The sequence below is a fragment of the Umezawaea tangerina genome, from assembly GCF_003002815.1.
Lineage (GTDB): Bacteria > Actinomycetota > Actinomycetes > Mycobacteriales > Pseudonocardiaceae > Umezawaea > Umezawaea tangerina.
On record NZ_PVTF01000001.1, the window covers coordinates 1,155,049 to 1,176,879 of the forward strand.

The 21,831-nt window shown below is 70.9% G+C and carries 22 protein-coding genes; 15 read left to right on the forward strand and 7 right to left on the reverse strand.

The features are described from left to right. Window positions 1-83 precede the first annotated feature (83 nt). Together CLV43_RS05535 and CLV43_RS05540 are read left to right on the forward strand one after the other, a co-directional pair. On the forward strand, window positions 84-974 hold the full coding sequence (locus CLV43_RS05535; protein ID WP_106185780.1) for an SDR family NAD(P)-dependent oxidoreductase: 891 nt from the start codon (window positions 84-86) through the stop codon (window positions 972-974). Between the two features lie 737 nt (window positions 975-1,711). Continuing rightward, window positions 1,712-2,722, forward strand: coding sequence for a hypothetical protein (locus tag CLV43_RS05540; RefSeq protein ID WP_245886143.1), 1,011 nt, complete (start codon window positions 1,712-1,714; stop codon window positions 2,720-2,722). Here CLV43_RS05540 and CLV43_RS05545 read toward each other — a convergent pair. Both CLV43_RS05545 and CLV43_RS05550 read right to left on the reverse strand, forming a co-directional pair. After that, window positions 2,703-3,500, reverse strand: a complete 798-nt coding sequence (locus tag CLV43_RS05545) for a ParB N-terminal domain-containing protein (RefSeq protein WP_106186058.1) — start codon at window positions 3,498-3,500, stop codon at window positions 2,703-2,705. The genes CLV43_RS05540 and CLV43_RS05545 overlap by 20 nt on opposite strands. Window positions 3,501-3,543: 43 nt before the next feature. Continuing rightward, the gene (locus tag CLV43_RS05550; protein WP_106185781.1) at window positions 3,544-4,221 is read right to left on the reverse strand and encodes a metallophosphoesterase family protein; all 678 of its coding nucleotides are present in this window, start codon (window positions 4,219-4,221) and stop codon (window positions 3,544-3,546) included. 100 nt (window positions 4,222-4,321) lie between these two features. On the opposite strand from CLV43_RS05550, the gene CLV43_RS05555 reads away from it, so the two are divergent. The 4 genes from CLV43_RS05555 to CLV43_RS05570 are packed head-to-tail and all read left to right on the forward strand — an operon-like array spanning window position 4,322 to window position 7,854. Next, on the forward strand, window positions 4,322-5,566 hold the full coding sequence (locus CLV43_RS05555) for a WXG100 family type VII secretion target (RefSeq protein WP_170155687.1): 1,245 nt from the start codon (window positions 4,322-4,324) through the stop codon (window positions 5,564-5,566). 12 nt (window positions 5,567-5,578) lie between these two features. After that, window positions 5,579-5,923, forward strand: coding sequence for a hypothetical protein (locus CLV43_RS05560; protein ID WP_106185783.1), 345 nt, complete (start codon window positions 5,579-5,581; stop codon window positions 5,921-5,923). Then, window positions 5,920-6,720, forward strand: a complete 801-nt coding sequence (locus tag CLV43_RS05565; protein WP_106185784.1) for an ESX secretion-associated protein EspG — start codon at window positions 5,920-5,922, stop codon at window positions 6,718-6,720. Before CLV43_RS05560 ends, CLV43_RS05565 begins: the two co-directional genes overlap by 4 nt. A 51-nt stretch (window positions 6,721-6,771) precedes the next feature. Continuing rightward, complete coding sequence (locus tag CLV43_RS05570) at window positions 6,772-7,854, forward strand: DUF2332 domain-containing protein (RefSeq protein WP_106185785.1); 1,083 nt, start codon at window positions 6,772-6,774, stop codon at window positions 7,852-7,854. Between the two features lie 202 nt (window positions 7,855-8,056). On the opposite strand, the gene corA is transcribed toward CLV43_RS05570, so the two are convergent. Then, window positions 8,057-9,142, reverse strand: a complete 1,086-nt coding sequence (gene corA, locus CLV43_RS05575; protein ID WP_106185786.1) for a magnesium/cobalt transporter CorA — start codon at window positions 9,140-9,142, stop codon at window positions 8,057-8,059. 319 nt (window positions 9,143-9,461) lie between these two features. On the opposite strand from corA, the gene CLV43_RS05580 reads away from it, so the two are divergent. Both CLV43_RS05580 and CLV43_RS05585 read left to right on the forward strand, forming a co-directional pair. Next, a complete protein-coding gene (locus tag CLV43_RS05580; protein ID WP_106185787.1) occupies window positions 9,462-9,965 on the forward strand; it encodes a MaoC family dehydratase in 504 nt (167 codons plus the stop codon). A gap of 1 nt (window position 9,966) precedes the next feature. Beyond that, window positions 9,967-11,076, forward strand: a complete 1,110-nt coding sequence (locus CLV43_RS05585; protein WP_106185788.1) for a DUF2332 domain-containing protein — start codon at window positions 9,967-9,969, stop codon at window positions 11,074-11,076. A gap of 70 nt (window positions 11,077-11,146) precedes the next feature. Here the strand turns inward: CLV43_RS05585 and CLV43_RS05590 are convergent, their stop codons facing one another. Continuing rightward, a complete protein-coding gene (locus CLV43_RS05590; RefSeq protein WP_245886144.1) occupies window positions 11,147-11,578 on the reverse strand; it encodes an NUDIX hydrolase in 432 nt (143 codons plus the stop codon). A 138-nt stretch (window positions 11,579-11,716) separates the two neighbouring features. Between CLV43_RS05590 and CLV43_RS47615 the strand changes: the two genes are divergently transcribed. The 5 genes from CLV43_RS47615 to CLV43_RS05610 all read left to right on the forward strand — a co-directional run bounded on the left by CLV43_RS47615 (window position 11,717) and on the right by CLV43_RS05610 (window position 15,565). Further along, window positions 11,717-11,875: a hypothetical protein gene (locus tag CLV43_RS47615; protein ID WP_170155688.1), complete on the forward strand. Its 159-nt coding sequence runs from the start codon at window positions 11,717-11,719 to the stop codon at window positions 11,873-11,875. Window positions 11,876-11,913: 38 nt separating this feature from the next. Then, window positions 11,914-12,474, forward strand: coding sequence for a PH domain-containing protein (locus CLV43_RS05595; RefSeq protein WP_106185790.1), 561 nt, complete (start codon window positions 11,914-11,916; stop codon window positions 12,472-12,474). Window positions 12,475-12,509: 35 nt separating this feature from the next. Beyond that, the gene (locus CLV43_RS05600) at window positions 12,510-13,367 is read left to right on the forward strand and encodes a PHP domain-containing protein (RefSeq protein WP_106186060.1); all 858 of its coding nucleotides are present in this window, start codon (window positions 12,510-12,512) and stop codon (window positions 13,365-13,367) included. A 1,050-nt stretch (window positions 13,368-14,417) separates the two neighbouring features. Next, entirely contained in the window at window positions 14,418-15,224 is an 807-nt protein-coding gene (locus CLV43_RS05605; protein WP_170155710.1) for a RecB family exonuclease, read from the forward strand. An 8-nt stretch (window positions 15,225-15,232) separates the two neighbouring features. Beyond that, window positions 15,233-15,565 carry a hypothetical protein gene (locus CLV43_RS05610; protein WP_106185792.1) on the forward strand — a complete coding sequence of 111 codons (333 nt, stop codon included), beginning with the start codon at window positions 15,233-15,235 and terminating at the stop codon, window positions 15,563-15,565. A gap of 372 nt (window positions 15,566-15,937) precedes the next feature. On the opposite strand, the gene CLV43_RS05615 is transcribed toward CLV43_RS05610, so the two are convergent. The 3 genes from CLV43_RS05615 to CLV43_RS05625 all read right to left on the reverse strand — a co-directional run bounded on the left by CLV43_RS05615 (window position 15,938) and on the right by CLV43_RS05625 (window position 20,015). Continuing rightward, complete coding sequence (locus CLV43_RS05615) at window positions 15,938-16,813, reverse strand: alpha/beta fold hydrolase (protein WP_106185793.1); 876 nt, start codon at window positions 16,811-16,813, stop codon at window positions 15,938-15,940. Between the two features lie 61 nt (window positions 16,814-16,874). Next, a complete protein-coding gene (locus CLV43_RS05620) occupies window positions 16,875-18,245 on the reverse strand; it encodes an Rv3212 family protein (protein WP_245886145.1) in 1,371 nt (456 codons plus the stop codon). Window positions 18,246-18,290: 45 nt separating this feature from the next. Then, the gene (locus CLV43_RS05625) at window positions 18,291-20,015 is read right to left on the reverse strand and encodes a DEAD/DEAH box helicase (protein WP_106185795.1); all 1,725 of its coding nucleotides are present in this window, start codon (window positions 20,013-20,015) and stop codon (window positions 18,291-18,293) included. Between the two features lie 336 nt (window positions 20,016-20,351). Between CLV43_RS05625 and CLV43_RS05630 the strand changes: the two genes are divergently transcribed. Next, window positions 20,352-21,029, forward strand: coding sequence for a ferritin-like fold-containing protein (locus CLV43_RS05630; protein ID WP_211304221.1), 678 nt, complete (start codon window positions 20,352-20,354; stop codon window positions 21,027-21,029). A 79-nt stretch (window positions 21,030-21,108) separates the two neighbouring features. Continuing rightward, on the forward strand, window positions 21,109-21,339 hold the full coding sequence (locus CLV43_RS05635; RefSeq protein ID WP_106186062.1) for a DUF3107 domain-containing protein: 231 nt from the start codon (window positions 21,109-21,111) through the stop codon (window positions 21,337-21,339). Window positions 21,340-21,831 lie beyond the last annotated feature (492 nt).

The following is a 21,831-nucleotide window of genomic DNA, read 5'->3' on the forward strand; positions in this document are numbered from 1 at the left end:
TTCGGAAGCGGCCCACGCTGGTCGAAGGCGGAAACAGCCCGGCTGGGTTTCTGTCGGGGAACCGGGACGAGAGTGGGCGCGTAATGGGGATTCTGGACGGAAAAGCAGTGGTCATCACGGGTGCCGGACGCGGCCTCGGCGAGGCCTACGCGATGCACGCCGCACTGGCCGGAGCTTCCGTCGTCGTCAACGACAACGACGGTGACCTGGCCGAACAGGTCGCCGCGCACATCAGGAGCTACGGCGGGACCGCCGTGGCCAGCACGCACACCGTCTCCGACCCGAGCGAGGCCGAGAAGATCATCGGCCTCGCGCTCTCCGAGTTCGGCAGGCTGGACGGCCTGGTGAACAACGCGGGCCTGAACTACGAGACCCTGCCCTGGGAGGACGACCCCGACACGATCCGCAAGGTCGTCGAGGTGAACCTGCTCGGCGTCATCTACACCGGGATGGCGGGCATGCGCGCGATGCGGGAGCACGGGCGCGGCGGGTCGATCGTGAACATCTCCTCCGGGGCGTTCCTCGGCCAGCGGAAACTCGCCACCTACTCGGCGACCAAGGGCGCCGTCGCGTCGCTGAGCTCGTCCTGGGCGCTGGACCTGGAAGGGGAGGGGATCCGGGTCAACGCCGTCTGCCCGGTGGCGCACACCCGGATGGTGTGGAAGTCCGAGCGGTCGCTGCGGGCGATCCCGGCGGACCGGCTGCCGGGCAAGGTGGCGCCCCTGGTGCTGTTCCTGCTGGGGGACTCGTCGGCGGGGATCACGGGGCAGATCATCCGGTGCAACGGGCGACAGCTGCACCTGGTGGGGCACCCGTACTTCAAGCAGCCGATCCTGGAGAGCGACACCTGGGACACGGCCAGCGTGGAGAGGGCTTTCACGGGGGTGCTTCAGGCGCACCTGGAGCCGTTCGGGTTGGAGAAGAGGATGCCGCCGCGGTTGAGGGAGTTGGTGGAGCCTTCGCAGACGGCTTGAGGGGGTGGGGGTTTTGGGTTTGGGGAAGAGGGGGAAGCCCGGCCCCCGGTGCGCGATTGTCTCAATGCCTTACCCATGGTTGTCAAAACGATAAAGCTGTCTTGACAACCATGGGTAAGGCAGGAGGGCGCTGTTTATCGGGGGCGGGAGGGGATCTGGCTTCGCCAGACGTCGAGCTGTGCTCGACAGGGCATCCTCGGCTTTGCCGTCGGACAAGGCATCGGCTGGCGCCGACAAGGCCCCAGGCGCTCCGCGCCGGATGCGCGCTGGCGGGCTTCGCCCAGGTGAGTAGTCCTCCCTTCCTGTTCCTGGTGCCCCTTTCCTCGCCTTCTCTCTTCTCCTGCCGCTTCCCACCTTCTCCCTTCTTTTGCCGCTTTCCCATCCGGCCTTCTCCTGGCTGCTGGCCCGGCCGCTGTCGCCTGCCCGCTGTCGCCTGCCCGCTGGCTCCGGACTGCTGGCTCCTGACCGCCTTCTCCCGATCAGGTCCGCCTTTCCCCGCCGCACCGCTGTTCCGCCCTGTCCGCCTTCTCGGGTTCCGTGCTCCGCCTCTCCGCCACCCCTACCCATCCCGTCGCTTTCCCGCGCTTCCCCCTCACCCGTCTCTCCTTCTGTCCCCTCCCTGTTTTCCTGTCCAGCCGCACCCACCTCCCCCTTCCCTCCACACCGGCCCCTGCGCGCGCTGGTTCGGCTGATCAGGTGGGGTTTCTGCTTGTCGTCCCGCGATACCCGGTTGGGCGATGGTCTGGTTGTCGGTGGGCGGTGCGACGATCAAGGGCATGGTCGAGCGCACACCGAAGGTGACGGACTGGCGGCTTGTGGTGCAGTCGCGGCTGGATCGGGTGAGGGCGGATCTTGCGGCGTTGGGGGCGCCTGATCCGCTGGATCCGGAGGGCACGGTGTGGCGGGAGACGGCGGTGCGGGAGGCGGCCGTGGTGGATGACATGTTGGCGCGCAAGGAGTCGCGGTGGAAAGCGGTGGCGTCGTGGTGGTCGGGCTGGCACATCGAGCGGGCGTGGCGGTCGTTGCACGAGGCGGAGATCGCGACCGTGGCGGCGGAGAAGGGGTTCCTGGGGAGGGTGCCGGGGTTGAAGGCGCGGGTGGCGGCGAACCTGGTGGAGGACGACCCGCGGCGGAAGGCGTTGGAGGAGCTGCGGCCCGGTGAGTTCACGCCGGCGATCGAGCGGGCGATCGTGGTGGACGCGTTGCGGGCGGCGTTCGACAACTCGGACTTCGCGCACGCGGGGTCGAGGGCGTTGCGGAACAAGCTGATCGCGGCGTCGGTGGTGCTGTTCGTGATCAACACGGTGCTGGGGGTCGTGGGGCTGGCGAAGCCGGGGCTGCTGCCGATGTGCGTGAGCTCGGAGCGCCTGCCGTCGGTGTGCCCCGGCGGGAAGAGCTCGTCGGCGGCGGACGTGTGGCTGGTGCAGCTGCTGGGGGCGTTCGGCGCGGTGCTGGCGGCGGTGGTGCTGCTGCTGCGCAGGCGGCCGAGCCTGTCGCCGTACGTGATGATCGGGTACCAGGCGATCATCAAGATCCTGCTCGGCTCCGCGCTGGCGGTGGTGGGGATCCTGGCGTTGGGCGCCGGGGTGACGACGGGGCTGATCGGGATCGCGTCGCAGGCGGCCCTGCTGCTCTGGGCGGTGATCCTGGGGTACTCGCAGCAGCTCGCCACGAGGCTGCTGGACAGCTACGCGGACCGGGTGATGGACCAGGCGCGGCCGATGCCCGCTACCGAGGCACCTCGGTAGTGGCGCGCAGGGTGTCGATCACGTCGTCGTCCCAGCGGTGGTTGCGGATGAGCCGGTAGCGCTCGCCAGCGACCCACATGTACGCCTCGGTCTCGGGACGGGCGCCGACCATGTCGGCCTGGCGCAGCATCCGGACGACCGGCTCGTACTCCTCGGCGAACCAGCGGCGGGCGATCGCGGCGCGGTCGAGGAAGGTGCCCTCGTCCTGCATGAGCCGGAAACCCCACGCCTCGACGTGCTCGCCGAGCCGGGCGTACTCCCACGGGTCGGCCAGGACGACGGCGGCGCGGGCCTCGCCGGTCAGCGGGACGCGTTCGAGGAACAGCCGCCGGTAGTCCTTCACGATCAGGTCGCCGCGGTGCCGGATGCCGTGGGCGTTGATCCGGGTGAGGACCTCGGTCACCACGGCGTCGATCACGTCCAGGCCCAGCGCGTGCGCGACGGACACCCGGTGGTGCCCGTCGACGACGAAGTGCAGGTCCCCCACCCGGTACACGTCGATGGGCGGCACGGACTCGCCGCGCCGCTGCGCGAGCGCCAGCCGCTGCCACCGCTGGCGCATCCGCGCCGACGTGGGGCGGAACCGGCGGTCGAAGTCGCGGGTGCGGTCGACGCTGCCGACGATCGAGTCGAGCCGGATGGTCTGGGTGCCGACCCGGCGCTCGCCGACCCAGCCCAGCGCCGCGACGACCTCGTCGAACGGCAGCATGATGTTGACGTCGTCGGGTTCGCGGCGCAGCCACGTCGACAGCCTCGACAGGACCTGCTGCCGCCGCATCCGGGTGAAGTCGTTCTCGGCGTCGGCGACGGGGAAGCCGGTGTCACGGCGCACGGCGGACCTCCGTCGTCGAGGGGATGTCCAACACCTTGTACCCCACCACGTTCACCACGCGGGTGCCACCGAGGTACCGGTCGGGTCTGCGCTCGCCGTGGGGGTGGATGTGGCCGTGCAGCATCAGCGGCGGCCGGAGCCGTTCGACGGTGGTGCGCAGGCAGGTGAACCCGCGGTGCGGGGCGTCCTGCTCGTCACCGCAGTCGCGCGGCGGCGAGTGGGTGAGCAGCACGTCCACGCCGCGGCCGTCGCGCAGCCGCCGCCAGCCCGCCTGCCGCACCATCCGCCTCGCCCGCCGCGCCTGCTGCCGCTCGGTCCACTGGTTCGGGCCCTCGTTGTACCGGATGGACCCGCCGAGACCGGCGATCCGCAGGCCCGCGACGTCGACGACCCGCTGGTCGGCGTTCATCCCGCCGACCGGACCCGGCCACGTCGACGGGATGCCCGCCTTGGTCCACAGCCCGCGCACGTTGGCGTACCCGGACAGGTCGGTGTCGTGGTTGCCGGGCACGAACACGCACGGCTTGTCCAGCGCGGACGACAGGTACTCCAGGTAGTCGAACGGCAGGTCGCCGGCTGCGACGACGAGGTCCACGTCGTGGTCGCGCACCTGGTCGGTCCAGAGCCGTTCGACGACCTCGTCCGCGACCGCCAGAACCTTCGGCATCCCGCGAGGGTAGTTCGGATTGGGTGGAACTGACCTGTCGTGGGCGGCGTCGGATCGGCTAGCTTGCTAGTTCGACATCTGGATGCCGGGGGAGACGGACGTGGTGGAAAGCGGAGGACTGTTCCAGGGCCTGTTCGCGTTCGTGACGCAGGCGGCGAAGCAATTCGCCGAGTCCCGTGCGAAGGGCCGCGAGGACGACCGGTACGTCGTCGGCGGCACGCACTGGGACGGGTTCAGCCACAAGAGCCTGTTCAAGATGGTCTGGGAGAACGCCGACCCGGTCAACGTCGAACGGCTGGCCGACACCTGGACCCGCCAGGGCGACAGCATCGCGAACCGCTCCGAAGAGCTCCAGCGCTCGCTCGACAAGCTCATGCAGTACTGGTCCGGTGCCGCCGCCGAGGAGGCCACCTCCACCGTGCGGCGCAACGTGGACTGGCTGGCCGAGCTCGGCGGCACCGCCAGCAGGATGGCGGGCCCGATCGACCACGCGGCGGGCGCCCTGCGCTCCGCCCAGCAGCAGATGCCCGCTCCCCCCGAGGGCTTCAGCTGGTCCTCGCTCGGCGGCGGCGCCGCGGCCGGGTTCGCGGTCGGCGGCCCGATCGGCGCGGGCATCGGCGCCATGATCGGCGGCATCGGCTCGATGTTCGGCGGCGCCAGCAAGAAGCGCAAGCTCAAGAAGCGCGCGGTGCAGACCATGGAGCGCTTCGAGAACGCCGCGATCGACGTCGACGGCACCACCCCGGCGTTCGGCGGCCCGGCGACCGGCGGCGCGGGCGGCGACGGCTCCCTGCCGCCTGGCAGCGGTGGCGGTGGCGTCGGCACGCTTCCCCCCGACCAGCGCCCCCTGCCCGGCAGCGGCGGCACCACGCCCCCCGGCGGTCTCCCCGACCCGACCGACGGCCGCGGCGTCACGGTGCCCAGCTTCGTCGGCGGCGGCCAGGACCCCCGGTGGTCCGCGTTGACCGGTGGTCCCGGCTCGGGTGGTCTCGGCGGCGGTTTCGGAAGCGGCTCGGGTGCCGGTGCGGGCGGGTTCGGCGCAGGCGCGGGCAAGGGCGGTCTCGGCTTCGGCCCGTTCGGCGGTCCCGGCGGCCTGCTCGGCGCGCTGCCGCCCGGACGCGGCGGCGGTGTCGGCGCGGGCGCGCGCGACATGCTGCGCGCGGGCAACCGGTTCGGCGCGGCAGGCCGGTTCGGCGCCGGTGGCGGCGCGGGCATGGCCGGTGGTCCGATGGCCGGCCGGGGCGCGAACGGCGACGACGACCGCGAGTACGACCGGCGCTTCCCGCTCGAGGAAGACCTGTTCAGCAGTGACCAGAAAGCCGCACCGCCGGTCATCGGCCTGTAGGGAAGGACGAACGTGTACACGCAGGAGTCGAGTTCCGCGGGCGGATGGCAGGTCGAGCCCGACCAGGTCAAGGACTTCGCCCTGGCCGTCGCGGAGGTGCGCGGCCACTTCGAGGCCATGCGCCGTGACGCCGAGGAGCTGATGCACCCGGCGAACACCCCGCACATGGGCACCAGCCCGGTGGGCAGCGCGCTGTCGGACAAGTTCACCGACCGGCTCGCGGGCGCGGACGGGCTGCTCGACCAGCTCGGGGTCGCGCTCGACCGGATGGGCGAGTTCGTCACGAGCGCCGAGCAGACGGCCGCCCGCTACCGCGCGGACGACGCCAACGCCGCACACTCGCTGCGCACGACGTGACCCAGCTGCACCCCTACGAGGTCGACCTCCTCTGCACCTACGCCGAGGTCGAACCGCCGTTCCCGCTGGAGGTCCCGTCCAGCGGCACGACCGACCTCGAGCGCTCCGTCGTGTTCCAGGCCGCCCTGCAGACCCTCCAGGCCCGCGGCCTGGCGACCGAGGGCGGCCCGATCGGCGACGCCGAGGAGTTCGTCCGGCTGCTGCGCGACCGCACCGGCGCGCTCGACGTGGTGGTGGTCGACGAGAAGTCGACCGTCCGGGCCGTCGCCATGGTCGACGGCCGCACCGCGCTGCTGGCCGTGCAGCGCAGCGACGAGGAGGACGAGGTCGTCCACCTGCGCTCGCTCACGATCGACCGCGCGGTCGACGCCCTGGTCCGGCTGATCCCCGACGTGGAGCAGGCCGGGTCGAGCCCGATCAGCGTGCCCCTGCGGGCGCTGCGCGCGGCCGAGGCGGAGATGGCGAGGCGCATCGAGGACGGCGGCTCGTTCCGCGAGGCCGAGCTGCCCGACCTGCTCGAGCACAACGGCGTCGACGAGCGCGTGCTGCGCCGGATGCTCGCCCACCTGCAACCCGTGCTCGGCCAGGGCCAGCTCGGCGCCAGCAGGCCCAACGGGCTGGAAGGAGACGACCGCGAGGACGTCCGCTTCGGCGGCGAGCTGTCGTGGCTGGACACCCCGCGCGGGCGCTACAAGGTGTCCCAGGAGGGCGAGTGGGTCAGCGCGAACCCGTTGCCGCGCGAGGACGTGCGCGACGCCGTGCGCAGGCTGCTGGCGCCGTTGCGCCGGGACGGGTGAAATAGCCGTTCCCGGCTCTCCGCGCCGGTGGGGACGGGTTAGCGTCATCGGGTGCTCGCCCAGCTCTTCACCGACGCCGCCGGGGCCTGCGACGGCTTCAGCCCCCTCACCGCGACCCTGCTCCTGGAGGCCGCCGACGACCTGCGCGCCGGTGGTGCCACCACCCGCGTCATGGCCGGGTACGAACGCGACCGCAAGGGCACCGTGCCCGGCCTCCGGTTCGCGGGCGCCCTGCACCGCCTCGTGCTGGAGGGCCGCGCGCCCGGTTTGGCCAAGCACTACCCGTCGGTCGGCGGCAGCCCGCACCTGGACGCGCTGTGGGACGACGTCCTGCCCGTGCTGCACGAGCACACCGACGAGCTGCGCGCCCGCATCGGCGCGACCGTCGTGCAGACCAACGAGCCGGGGCGCAGCGCCCCGCTCTTCGGCGGCCTCCAGGTCGCCGCCCACCACGCCGCCGTCGCAGCGGGCCGACCCGAGCCGTTCCCGGTGCGGCTGCTCGAGATCGGCGCCAGCGCGGGCCTCAACCTGCACCCCGACCGCATCGCCTACCGGCTCTCCGCCGACGAGGTCCTCGGCGACCCGGACAGCCCGTTCGAGCTCGACCCGCGGTGGACCGGCCGCCCCCTCGTCGACCTGTCCGCGCCATTGCGGATCGTCGACCGGGAGGGCTGCGACCTCAACCCGATCGACGTGTCGGAGCAGGACGGGCGGCTCGCGCTGTCGTCGTTCGTGTGGGCCGACCAGCTCGACCGCTGGGACCGCCTCCAGTCCGCACTGGAACTGGCCGCGCTCGACCCGGCACCCGTGCGGCGGGCCACCGGCCCGGACTGGCTCGCCGAGCGCCTGGCCGAGCCGACACCCGGTGTGCTGACCGTGGTCTGGCACTCCGTGGTGTGGCAGTACGTCTCGCCCGCCGACCGGGCCGAGGGCCGCGCGATCCTGGCCGACGCCGTGTCGCGCGCGACCCCAGGGGCCCCGTTGGCACTGCTGGTGTACGAACCCCGGCGCACGCACACCGGCTACGAGTTCAGCCTGCTGCTGAAGACCTGGCCCGCTGGCGTCTCGCTGCGGCTGGGCAGCGGCGGCGGGCACGGCATCCCGTTCACCTGGGAGCAGCAGGCCTGGGACTGAGTCATTCCTGGGTGGACGGGCTCCTTCGTCGTGTCGACGCCCTCGGGGCGTCGACACGACGAAGAACTCAGGGCTGCTGCGCGATGATCGCCGTGATCATGGTCAGCCACGCCATGAGGAAGGCGAGGACCCAGAAGCGGGGGTTGGTGAGGAACCTGGTCATGGTGGGGACATCCCGTCGGATCGGGTGGGGACTGGTGGACTAGAGCCAGCGGTTCCGACGGAATATTCGGTACAGGATCAGGCAGGCCACGATGACCGCGGAGATCACCAGCGGGTACCCGTACTTCCACTTCAGCTCGGGCATGTTCTCGAAGTTCATCCCGTAGACGCCGACCACCATCGTCGGCACCGAGATGATCGCGACCCACGCGGAGATCTTCCGCATGTCGGAGTTCTGCTGGAGCGTGATCTTCGCCAACGTCGCGTCCACGAGCGTCGTGAGCAGCTCGTCGAAGTTCGTGACCCGGTCCGACACCTCGATGAGGTGGTCGTCCACGTCGCGGAAGTAGGACCGCACCTGCTCCGGGATCAGCGGCGTGTACCCCTCGGCCAGGCGGCGCAGCGGGACCGCGAGCGGCATGACCGCCCGGCGCAGCTCCAGCACCTCCCGCTTCATCAGGTAGATCTGGTCGGCGCTGACCCGGCTGCGCGGCGCGAAGACGATCGCCTCCATCTGGTCGATGTCGTCCTCGATGCGCCGCGTCACCTCCAGGTAGTTGTCCACCACGTGGTCGGAGATCGAGTACAGCACCGCGGCCGGGCCGACCTTCAGCTTCTCCGGGTCGTCCTCCAGCACCTGCCGCACGACGCCGAGGCCGGAGTGGTTGCCGTGCCGCACCGTGACCACGAAGTCGCGGCCGAGGAACACCATGATCTCGCCGCTCTCGACGATCTCGTTGGCGGTGTCCGGCGACGCGTTCTGCACGTACTTCACGGTCTTGAGGACCATGAACAGCGTGTTGTCGTAGCGCTCCAGCTTCGGCCGCTGGTGGGCGTGCACGGCGTCCTCGACGGCCAGCTCGTGCAGGCCGAAGGTCTCCGCGACGCCCTGGATCTGCTCCTCGTCCGGCTCGTGCAGGCCGATCCACACGAAGCCGTCACCGCGCTCGCGGACCTCGTTCACCGCGTCGGTGTGGGTCCAGCGGCCGGGCAGGCGCTTGCCGTCGACGTAGACCGCGCAGTCCACCACGTACGCCGAGAGCGGTACCGGGATGGGGATCGGCGTCGCGGTGACGCGCCGTGGTGCGCGGCCCCGCAGGCCGCCCAGCGAAGGCAGGTTGCGCATTGGTCCTCCAGGTACACGTCGTGGAAGTGCTGACGACGCGCCGGAGCCTCACGAGGGTCTGCAGTGGGGACTCCGACACCGGAGCGTCCCGACCGGTACCGCAGGGCCGACCGCTAGAGCTAGAGGTGGACCCAACCGGTGAGGACGCGGGTGGTACTCGCAGGATGGGGTTCGTTCTTCATGAGCTCGTCCTCACCTCCTCGGGTCGGCGGCCACGAGCGGTGGATTCGCTCACAGACCAGTTGCCGAGGGTACTCCCTTGGTGTTTCTACTGTCCTCCCGGTCTTCCGGTTCCCGGTCACACCAATGGAGGCGTGCGGTGCAGTTCGGTCGGTACTACGAGGAGTTCGAGGTCGGCGCGGTCTACAAGCACTGGCCTGGCAAGACGGTGACCGAGTACGACGACCACCTGTTCTGCCTGATCACGATGAACCACCACCCGCTGCACCTGGACGCGCACTTCGCCGGGGAGACCACCGAGTTCGGCCGCAACGTCGTCGTGGGCAACTACGTCTACTCGCTGCTGCTGGGCATGTCGGTGCCGGACGTCTCGGGCAAGGCGATCGCCAACCTGGAGGTCGAGTCGCTCCGGCACATCAAGCCCACCTTCCACGGCGACACCATCTACGGTGAGACCGAGGTGCTCGACAAGACCCCGTCGAAGTCCAAGGACGACCGGGGTGTGGTGTACGTCGAGACCCGCGGGTACAAGCAGGACGGCACGGTCGTCTGCGTGTTCCGGCGCAAGGTCATGGTGCCGAAGGTGTCCTACGGCGAGAGCCGTGGTGGCGAACAGCCCGGTAGGCCCGAACCGAAGGAGTGACGTGACCTCTCTGGACCTGGTGCGGAGCAGCCTGCTGCGGTTCGCGGAGGTGGAGGCCGCGGGTGTCTCCCCGCTCTACGAGCACCTGGCGCTCAAGGCCGCCGACGATCCGGAGGTCGCCGGTCTGCTGACCGCTGCCGAGGAGGGGTCCGCCCACCCGACGCTCCTCCTCGCGGCGGCGCACCGGCTGCTGCAGGCCGAGCCGTTCCACGAGCTGTCGAACTACTACCCGTCGCTGGGCGGCACGTACGGCGCCGACGAGCGCACGTGGCCGCTGTTCCGGGACTTCGTGCTCCAGCGGTCGGACCGGATGCGCGCCCTGGTCGCCGGCCGCACCACGCAGACCAACGAGGTACGCCGGGCCGCGCTGCTGTTCCCGGCCGTCGCCGCCGTGGCCAAGCAGGCCGGGGCGCCGATCGGGCTGCTGGAGGTCGGCACGAGCGCCGGGCTGCTGCTCGGCCTCGACCTGTACGGCTACCGCTACCAGACGCAGCAGGCGGGGCAGCTCGTCAGCGGGCCGCCCAAGGCGCTGCTCGGGCTGCACTGCGCGCTGGAGCTCGCGCCCGGCGCCGAGCTGCCGAAGCTGCCCAAGACGGTCAAGGTGGCCGCGAAGGTCGGCCTCGACCGCGCACCCGCCGACCTGACCGACGAGGACGCCTACGCGTGGCTGGAGGCCTGCATCTGGGCCGACCAGCCCGAGCGGCTGCGGTACTTCGGCGTCGCCGCCACCGTCCAGCGCAAGAAGCCGCCGGTGTTCGTCACCGGCGACGCCGTCGACGACCTCGCCAAGGCCGCGGACCTCGTGCCCGAGGAGCACCCGCTCGTCGTGATCACCAGCACGCTGATGCCCCGCCTCGCCGAGCCACGGCGGGCGGAGTTCGTGGCGGCGCTGGGCGCACTGGGGCGGCCGGTGTGGTGGGTGGGCCACGAGGCCTACGCGGGGGGCCTGGAGCACGTCCTGCCGGGCCGCGACGACCTCCGGCCGGGGGAGGGCGAGCCCGCGTTCGGCGTCCTCGGCACGGCCCACTGGGACGGCACCGGCGCCGCCCCGGTCGTCCGCGCGCTGGCGAAGACCGGCCTGCACGGCCAGCGGCTCGTCTGGCTGCCCTGAGGTGCCGTGTGGGCGGGGTGATGGCGTCCCGCATCGTGGAACGGCGGTGCCCCCGATCGGGTGCGCTTGATCAGCTCCGCGGCAGCTGTCCCCACTCGTCAAGGGCGGTGTAGAGCCCTTCGGCGAGCAGATCGGACGTCCGAAGTGTGGTCAAGATCGCAGCCGAGGCCCACCGGACATCCGATGCGTCGTCCCCCGCTAGGAGCACGCCCGATTCGACCTGGCAGAGGTAGTCGTGGATCTCGTACGTGCGGTCGGCGGCCGGACGGGTGACGCTGCCGACCAGCTCGCCCGCGGTGACGGAGAGTCCCGTCTCCTCGGAGAGTTCCCTCTTCACGGCCTCGTGGTCCGTCTCACCTGGCTCGACTCGGCCACCTGGGATCGACCACAGTCCCTCACCTGGGGGATTGAGTCGTCGCACGAGTAGTAGTCGCCCGTTGGGGTCAAACACGATGCCACCAACGCACCGGATCACCGGCCGAGCGCCCTCCGCTACTCTCACGCAGAGTAATCGTACCGGATCGGTGGTGCACCGCACTGACCCATGTGCGGTACAAATCCTCCAACGTGCCGCGGAGTGCGGTACAACGGTTTTCATCTGGCGCCAACAGGGTGCGGGTAGCGGACGGGGTTGATCATTGTGAATCTGAAGAAGATTCTCACCTTCGCAGGGGTCGGCTTGCTGCTGTTCTTCCTCATCGCCGAGCCACAGCAAGCGGCTCAGCTGGTGCAGAACATCCTGGCCACGCTCCGGGGAGCAGCTGAGGCGCTCATCACTTTCGTGAAACAATTGTTCTGAGTCGCCCGGCTCCCTCCGACGGCGAGAGGCGGTAGGCCGTGTTCGCTCCACGTGACCCCGACGAGTACCTGCTCGGTACCGAGCGTCGGGTCATCAGGGTGCGCAGGCACTGGAGCAGCCTGATCTGGGACATCCTCGAGGCCGGCGCGCTCCTGGCCGGCGCGATGATGATCTCGTACCTGCTGCCGGACAACGCGGGGATAGTCCAGAACATCCTCTGGTACGCCGCGCTGCTCGTGCTGCTCAGGCTGGCCTACTTCGTCATGGAGTGGTGGGTCGAGCGGATCGTGGTGACCGACAAGCGGTTCATGATCTCCTCCGGGGTGTTCGAGACCAAGGTGGCGATGATGCCGATCACCAAGGTCACCGACCTCACCTACGAGCGCACCGTGCTGGGCCGGATGTTCGGCTACGGCACGCTGGTCGTGGAGTCGGCGGGGCAGATCCAGGCGTTGAACCGGATCGAGTTCCTGCCGAACCCCGAGCAGGTGTACGACGCCATCTCGGAACTGACCTTCGGCGACAAGAAGGCCCAGGCCGACCGCTTCTCGATGATCAAGGCCCAACGGGTCGCGCGGGGCAAGAAGATGGTGCCGTAGGAACGGTGGTCGAGGCCGTCGGCCACACTGCACGGGTGCGCATCGACCTGCACGCCCACTCAAGTCAGTCCGACGGCACCGACTCGCCCGCGGAACTGGTGGCCGCCGCGGCGGCCACCGGCCTCGACGCGGTCGCGATCACCGACCACGACACGTCGGCGGGGTGGCAGGAGGCCGCCGCCGCACTGCCGCCCGGCCTGCGGCTGGTCCGCGGCGCGGAGCTGTCGTGCGCGTCCACCGACGGCCTCGGCAGGCTCGTCACCGTCCACATGCTCGCCTACCTCTACGACCCGACGTCGCACGCCATCGTCGAGGAGCAGCTCCGGCTCCGCGCCGAACGCAGGCACCGCGTCCGCGTCATGGCGGTCCGCATGGTCGAGGACGGCTTCCCCATCGACCCCGACGAGCTCATGGCCGCCCTCCCCGACGACGCCCCCGCCGGCCGCCCCCACCTCGCCATGGCCCTCATGCGGGCGGGCGTGGTCACCAGCGTCAACGAGGCCTTCGCCAAGTACCTGACCGGCGGCCGCTACTACGTCCCGAAGACCGACACCCCGGTCGAACGGGCCATCGAGATGATCGCCGACGCAGGCGGCGTCACCGTCCTGGCCCACCCCTTCGCGGTATCCCGCGGCCCCATCGTCACCGACCAGGTGGTGGCCGACCTGGCCGCCAAGGGTCTCACCGGCGTCGAGGTCGACCACCCCGACCACGACCACCCCACCCGCACCCGCCTCCGCTCGCTGGCCACCGACCTGGGCCTCCTGATCACCGGCTCCAGCGACTACCACGGCACCAACAAAACCGTCCGCCTAGGCGCCGAAACCACCGCCCCGGACATGCTCGACGCCCTCGCCGACCGCGCCACAGGCAGCAAAATCCTCGTCGGCTAACAAGCCCCCCGACACACAGCGAGCACGACAGCCACCCACCAACCAACCCCCGCCCCGTTGGGCGCAGCCCGCCAGCGCGCATCCGGCGCGGAGCGCCTGGGGCCTTATCGGCGCCAGCCGATGCCTTGTCCGACGGCGGAGCCGAGGATGCCTTGTCGAGCGCAGCTCGATGTCTGGCGAAGCCAGATCCCCTCCCGCCCCCGATACACAGCGCCCTCCTGCCTCACCCCTGTTTGTCAAGACAGCTTTATCGTCTTGACAAACAGGGGTGAGGCATTGAGACAATCGCGCGCCGGGGGCCGGGCTTCGCACGTTGGGAGGGCCGGAAGCCAGGCCCACCAGGGGGGCAGCCGGAACCGAACTTCCCCAGGGTGGGAGGGACCGGGTCCGGACTTCACGCGGAGGGGCAGCCGGAACCGAACTTCCCCAGGGTGGGAGGGACCGGGTCCGGACTTCACGCGGAGGGGCAGCCGGAACCGAACTTCCCCAGGGTGGGAGGGACCGGGTCCGGACTTCACGCGGAGGGGCAGCCGGAACCGAACTTCCCCAGGGTGGGAGGGACCGGGTCCGGACTTCACGCGGAGGGACAGTCGAAACCGAGCTTCCCCAGGAGTGAGGGGGTCGGGTCCGGACTCCACGCGGTGGAACAGCCGGAACCGGCTTCACCGCGGTAAGGCCTGGTGCTTGGGCGGCGAGTTGCGCTGGGCCGGGCGGAACCCAGGGCTTCGGTGGGCTTGTGCGTGCAGCTGTGGTGAGGCCCAGTTCGGGCGTCCCGCCGCTATGGAGGCCGGTTCGGCTTGTTCCACCGCGGTGACGCCCGGCTCGGGACCACCCACCGCGGTGACGCCCGACTCGGGACCACCCACCGCGGTGACGCCCGACTCGGGACCGCCCACCGAACTCCGCCCCCCCCCCCCCCCCCCCCCCCAGAGACCGGACCCCCCAACCCACCCCCCCACCACCTACCTCTGGGTGCGCTTGTCGGCACTGTCGGTGTCCTTGCGTAGCCTTGGTCGGGTGCAGGAGCAGCTCGGGTTCGACTTCGGCGCGATGCCGCGCAAACTCGTCCGGGTGACGCCGTCGAAACTGGCGAACTGGGCTGATTGCCCTCGCCGGTATCGAATGGCGTACCTAGACCGGCCGAGTCCGCCGCGTGGTGGCGCGTGGGCCCACAACACCTTGGGTGCTGTGGTGCACAACGCGTTGAAGGCCCTCTTCGACCTGCCCGCGGACAAGCGTTCGCCGGAGCAGGCGGTCGCGCTCGTGCACCGGCAGTGGAAGAACGACGGGTTCCGCGACCAGGAGCAGGCCGCCGTCTACCGCGAGCGGGCTGATGGCTGGGTTCGCGACTACGTCTCCGACCTCGACACCTCGATCGAGCCGGTCGGTGTCGAGCGCTGGGTGTCGACCCCGACGTCCAAGATCGTCGCCGAGGGCCGGGTGGACCGCATCGACCTCCGCGACGGCGAGCTCGTCATCGTGGACTACAAGACCGGTCGGCACGCTCTGACGGTCGACGACGCCCGCGGTTCGCAAGCGCTCGCCCTCTACGCCCTCGCCGCCCGCCGCACTCTCCGCAAGCCGTGCACGCGGGTCGAGCTGCACCACCTCCCGACCGGCACCGTCTCGGCCTGGGACCACACCGACGAAAGCCTCGGCAGGCACGTCTCCAGGGCCGAGGAGGCCGCTGACGAGCTCAGTCTCGCCACCGACACCCTCACCGCGGGCGGCGACCCCGAGATCCTCTTCCCACCCCGCACCGGCAGGCAGTGCACCTGGTGCGACTTCCGCCGCAGCTGCCCCGACGGGCAACAGGCAGCACCCTCCCTCGACCCGTGGGCCATGCTCGCGCCGTAAGGAGCACCATGAGCGACCCGATCACGGTAGAACTCCCCACGCCGGACCAGCCTCCCAAACGCGAACCGCTGGTGGCCAGGACCTGGCGCGGCATCAGCGGCGCCTTCGCCGTCGGCCTCGCCCTGCTCGCCATCGCCCTCGTCGTCATCCAGCTCTACGCCCAGGGCCGCGACCTCCCCGGCCCCGGCTGGGACGTCGTAGCCGGCCACTGGGCCGCCGCCGCCCTCACCACCACCGCCCAGATCTTCGCCGACCGCAAACGCGGCTGGCCATCCGCCACCCTCTCCCTGACCATCCTCCTCATCGGCCTGGCCACCCTCTGGATCTACTGGTGGGCCTAGCAGCCCAAGCCGGCAACGCTGGAAGCGACAAGCCGCCCTACCCAACGACGTTGGAAGCGAAAGCCAACGACCAGCGACGCTGGAAGCAGCACGCAAGCCGCTCAACGACGCTGGAAGCAGCACACAAGCCGCCCACCCAACGACGCTGGAAGCGAGCATGCTCGTCCGCTAGTGCGGTCGGCTTGACTTGGGGTTTTTGGGCTTAAAATTGGTCGGCGGGCAGGCTCTACCACCTGCCCTTTTTCGCCCGACGAAGCCCAAAAAAGGGGCCCCAAGTCAAGCCGACCGCACCCGGAGACAGCTGTAGCGATACCCCTTAGTCCGTGCCACCGACACCCCCGTAGTCCGCGGCACCGACACCGGGCCACACCCTCAAGAAGTCAGCCAAGCCCTCCAAGTAGGCAGAAGCGTCGTCAGCAGCGCCTCCGGCGTCTCCGTGTTCGGCGAGTGCACCGCCCCCGCCAGCACCGCGAAGTCCGCGTCCAGCCTCTCCGCCATGTCCCTCTGCCCGGCAGGCGACCAGGCGTCGTCCGCTTCCCCGCACACCACCAGGCACGGCACCTGCGCCGTCCTCAGCGTCCGCGCCAGCTTCGCCACCAGGTCGGGTTCCACCCGGATCGCCGTCCCCATGCCCAGCAGGCTGGACGGCGTGGACTTCACGAACCTCTCCCGCAGCAGTGCCCGCAGCTCGTCGGGCAGCACCGGCCAGTTCGGGTTCGCCAGCGCCCGTTGTTCCACCACCCGGTGCGCTGCTTCGACCCCGTGTTCCCGCATCAACCGCTCGCCCTGGTCCAGCGCCGCCCGCCGTTCGCCCACCGGCAGCTCGCCCGGTCCGGACGACATCAGCGTCAGCCCGGCGATCGGGGCGCCCGCGAACACCGCGCCGCGCGCCACCAGTCCGCCGAACGAGTGCCCGAGCAGCAGCACGCGCCGTCCTTCGGCGGACAGCTTCGCCACCAGTTCGGCCAGCGCCTCGCCGAGCACGGCGGGCCGGTAGTCCGATTCGGCGATCGGCCCCGCGGACTCGTACTGGCCGGGCAGGTCGATCGCGACGACTTCCAGGCCGGAGTCGGACAGCGGGTCGATGAGCGGGGCGAAGTCCTCTTTGGAGCCGGTGAAGCCGGGCACCAGCAGTGCCGTCGCGCCCAGGTCCGTCCCCGCGGCGGGGGCGCGGAGCGCGGCTACGGGACCGTAGCGGCCGGGTAGGTCGATCCGGTCGGCGCGGTGGGGGCTGATCTGCGAGTACACGCCCAGCAGTCTGCCCCACCGGACCCGGTCGGGTCTGCCGCCCGCCCCTGAAGTGTGACCCCTACCGCAGGGCGACGAGCTCCTGGCCGCGCTGCTCCAGGACCACCGGGCCGATCGTGCTGGACTGGATGGACCCCTGGTAGCCCTGGCGGTTCACCGGGATCGTCCCGATCTGGGCGCCGGTGAGCTGGTCCAGCACGCGCAGTCCGTCCTTGACCGGGATGAGGATCTGGCCCGCGAGGGTGCTGCCGGAGCCGATCGTGTCCGTCGCCGTCCACTTCGGACTGAGGTCCTCCAGCGACAGGGCGATGGTGCGGGAACCGGTGTACCAGTAGACGTTCGCGGTGCTGATCGTGATCGGCACGACGCCGTTGGGCGGGTCGCCCGCGAGGTCGGACTCCGGGATGTCCAACGGGTAGTCGGCGACCAGGCCGCCGGTGTCCGCGTCGAACACGCTGAGCTTCGCCGGGCTGCCGGGCACGGCCACCGCGACCCGGTTCGACGTCACGGCCACGATGCGGGCGTTCTTGGCGCCGAGCACGACGGTGCTGATGACCTGGGGGGTGTCCGCCGGGTCGGGGTTGGGCTTGAGGATCGTGACGCGGTCGCCCGGATCGTCGCGGTAGCAGCGTTCGAGCACGGCGACCTTGCCGGTGGTGACCGCGAACGAGCTGTACTCGCACCCGGTGCGCGGCTGCTTGTTCGGGTTCACGATCGCGCGCAGCTGCCCGTACTCCATGGACCGCACGAGGTCGTCCTTGCGGTAGGCCTCGATGAACTTCTTCCCCGTCGTCACCACGTGCGAGCCCTCGCTGAGCAGCCTGGTGCCGAGCTCGGCGTCGCCGTTGCGCTGGGGGCCGCGCGCGCCGGTCACGGGGTTGAGCGAGGTGATCTCCGAGCAGCCGGTGCCCTTGCTGTAGGCCACCAGCGCCTTGTCCCACGCCGCGGTGATCGTGCACAGCGGCAGGTCGCGGCTGTAGCGCCAGCGGACCTCGCCGTTGAGCGGGTCGCGGCCGACGACCTCGCCGCCGTCGCCGGTCACCACGACCGACCCCAGCCACACCGGCGAGGGGGTGCCGCCGCTGGGCGCCCGCCACACCTCGGCGAGCGTCGGCGGCAGCGTGGTGACCTGCGGCAGTTCGGGGGCCGGGGCGGAGGTGGTCTGCGACGTGGTCGCGCGGGCGTCGGAGAACACCCACACGAGCAGCGCCGCCACCAGGGTCACGACCACCAGCAGCGCGACCGCGATGAAGTCGCCGCGGGTGCGGAACGACCGGGACGGCACGTGCGCGGGCGGTTCCCCGGAGTCCGCCGGAGGTGGTGCGAGCACGTCCTCCGGAGGGGGCTCGTGCCCGTTGGCCTGCGGAGTCGCGTGCCCGTTCACCTCGGGAGCCAGGAGTGCGGAATCCTCGACCTGCTCCGACTGTCCCACTGCCTGGCTCCCGATCGTTCGTTCGTGCACCGCTCGCGTCAGGTGTCAGTCTGCCGAGGAAACGGTGTCGTTCGCAGCCGCCTCCGCGTTTCCGCCCGACTCGCCACCCGAACGACGGCGCCTGCGCCGCCTCGCGGGGCGCTCACCGCTCTCGCCCGGCGCGCCCTCGGCCGAGGCCTCGGGGGTCTGACCTGCGGTTTCGCTCGTCACGGGTGCGCCGCCGCGGCTGCGCCGCCTGCGCGGACGGCGGGTGCCGTCCTCCTCGCCCGGTTCCGGGGTCTTCGTCGCGGGGGTGCTCGTCGACGCGGGCTGGGCCTGCTCGGTGCCCGCCGACGTGCCGCCGCGGGTGGCGCGGCCGCGGCTGCGCTTGCGCGGGCCGCCCTTCTTGTCGCCCTTGAGGTCTTCCTCGGGCTCGGAGTCCAGCCCGGAGCGGGTGCGCTGGCCCAGCGGCAGCCTGCCCGTGGAGCTCGTCGGGATGTCGAGGTCCGTGAACAGGTGGTCGGAGGTGGAGTAGGTCTCGACCGGCTCCGGCTTGCCCAGGTTCAGCGCGTCGCTGATGCCCTTCCAGCGCGGCTCCTCGTCCCAGTCGACGAACGTGACCGCGACACCGGTGCGCCCGGCGCGGCCCGTGCGGCCGATGCGGTGGACGTAGGTCTTCTCGTCCTCGGGGCACTGGTAGTTGACGACGTGCGTCACGCCCGCCACGTCGATGCCGCGCGCGGCGACGTCGGTGGCCACGAGCACGTCCACCTTGCCCGCGCGGAACGCGCGCAGCGCCTGCTCGCGGGCGCCCTGGCCGAGGTCGCCGTGCACCGCCGCGGCCGCGAAGCCGCGCTCGACGAGGTCGTCGGAGATCTTCTGCGCGGTCCGCTTGGTGCGCGTGAAGATCATCGACAGGCCGCGGTCCTTCGCCTGGAGCAGGCGGGCCAGCAGCTCCACCTTGTCCAGCGCGTGCGCCCGGTAGACGAACTGCTCGGTGCGCTCGTGGATCGCGCTGGCGTCGTTCTCCTCGGCCCGGATGTGCGTGGGCTGGTTCAGGAACGTGCGCGCGAGCGTGATGATCGGACCCGGCATGGTCGCCGAGAACAGCATCGTCTGCCGCTCGTCCGGGACCATGCGCAGGATGCGCTCGATGTCGGGCAGGAAGCCGAGGTCGAGCATCTCGTCCGCCTCGTCCAGCACGAGGTTGCGGATCTTGCCCAGCACCAGGTGGCGCTGCTCGGCGAGGTCCAGCAGGCGGCCGGGCGTGCCCACGACCACGTCGACGCCCTTGCGGAGCGCGGCGATCTGCGGCTCGTACGGGCGACCGCCGTAGATGGCCAGCACGTTCACGTCGAGGTGCTTGGCGGCGTCGGTGAGGTCGCGCGTCACCTGCAGGCACAGCTCGCGCGTGGGCACCACGACGAGCGCCTGCGGCGTGCCGTCGCCGGGGGAGACGATGCGCTGCAGCAGCGGGATGCCGAAGCCCAGGGTCTTGCCGGTGCCGGTGCGGGCCTGGCCGATCACGTCGTCGCCCGCGAGGGCGAGCGGCAGGGTCAGCTCCTGGATCGCGAACGTGCGCTCGATGCCCGCCTCGGCGAGCGCGCGCACGATCTCCTCGCGAACGCCCAGCTCGGCGAAGGTCGGGGCGGTGTTCTCGACGGGTGCGTTGGCCACGAGCGGGTGCGAAGTGTCCTCGTCGGGCACACCGGCCTCGCTGTGCTCCAGTGCCACCGGGTCGAGATTGGTCAGGTCGTCGTTGCTAGCGGTCAGGGTGATCGCCTCTCTCATACCAGCGCGCACGGGCCCTGGACGGGCCTCTCGACCGCACCACCGCCAGCGGGCCGGGTCGGGAGTGGCCGGGCGTGGAGCGGGAGGGCCGGCGAGGTTTGTGCGCGCACCCTCACGTGGCGGCACCGTGCCGCCGTGATCTGCAACCGCGGCTCCGTCACTGCCGCGAGCCCGTCGGCAGCCATGCCGACCTGGGCCGCGCAGCGTCGACCGCCGGGCGTCAAAGAGCGAGTCTACCCGCCAAGTGCGCGGATGGGGGTTTCTCGCGGAGTTCGAGCGTGGACCGAGACCTGCGGGCTCCCTCGCCCGAGCGGCCCGCCCACTAGGCTCGGGACCATGAGCGAGGCGGAGGCGGCCCCCGTGGTCGAGGGTCAGGAGATCGAGGAAGGCGTCGTCGACCTGCTCGGCGCCCTGGCGTACGGCGAGCTGTCGGCGTTCGACCGGCTGGCGGAAGATGCCCGCACAGCACCGACCCTGGCGGGCCGGGCCGACCTGTCGGCGATGGCCGCGGCCGAGATCGGGCACTACTCGCAGCTCGAACGCCACCTCGCCGACCGCGGCCTGGTGATCGAGGACGCGATGCGCCCCTTCGTCGCCGGGTTCGACAACTTCCACGCCTCCACGGCCCCCCGGTCGTGGCACGAGTCACTGGTCAAGGCTTACGTCGGCGACGGCCTGGCGGCCGACTTCTACCGCGAGATCGCCGAATGGCTCGACGCGGGCACCAAGGAGCTCGTCCTCGCCGTGCTCGCCGACACGGGCCACTCCGCGTTCGCCGAGCGCGAAGTCCAAGCGGCCTGCAAAGCCGACCCCAAACTGCGCGACCGGCTCACCCTCTGGGGCCGCAGGCTGCTCGGCGAGGCATTGACGCAGGCCCAGTACGTGGTCGCCGAACGCGACGGGCTCGCCGAGCTCATCATCCGCGGCTCCGGTGACCTCGCGGGCATCGCGGGCCTCTTCCGACGCCTCCAGCAGAGCCACACGCGGCGCATGGGCAACCTCGGGCTCGGCTAGGGTTGAGATCGGTAATCGCCGGCAGGTCCGCAGGTTGGGGCCGGTCGCGCGTCGAAATACTTTGTGCACGGAGGTCAGCGTGGAGGTCAGGGTCGGCATCGCGGACAGCCCGCGGGAGCTCGTCGTGTCCAGCGGTCTCACCCCTGACGAGGTTGAGTCGCTGGTAGCCGTCGCGTTCAAGGAGCAGAGCGGCCAGCTCGTGCTGGTGGACCAGAAGGGCGCCCGGTTCGTGGTGCCGACGACGCGGATCTCGTACGTGGAGATCGGGCCGAGCGACGCGCGGCGGGTCGGGTTCGCTTCGGGGGACTAGGGCTGGGGTTCGGTAGGGCCGCTCTTGGATGGGGCGGGGCAGGGAGGGATCACCCGGGTGGGTGGTCCCTTTTGCTTTGTTGGGGAGGGCTTGGCTTCGGTTTCTGGTGGAGCCTGGCTGTTTTGGCGTTTTCGCTGGTGGGGCTGGGTTCTGGTTGCGTTGTGGTCACCAACTGGCGAAGCCCGGCCCCCGGTGCGCGATTGTCTCAATGCCCCACCCCAGTTTGTCAAGACGATAAAGCTGTCTTGACAAACTGGGGTGGGGCAGGAGGGCGCTGTGTATCGGGGGCGGGAGGGGGTCTGGCTTCGCCAGACATCAGGCTGCGCCTGACACAGGGCATCGGCTGGCGCCGACAGGGCCCCAGGCGCTTCGCGCCGGATGCGCGCTGGCGGGCTTCGCCCGATGTGGGGATCCTCGCTGCGCGTCGGACAGGGCATCCTTGCTGCGCATCGGACCAGGCATCCGCGCTTCGCGGCGGACAGGGCATCCTTG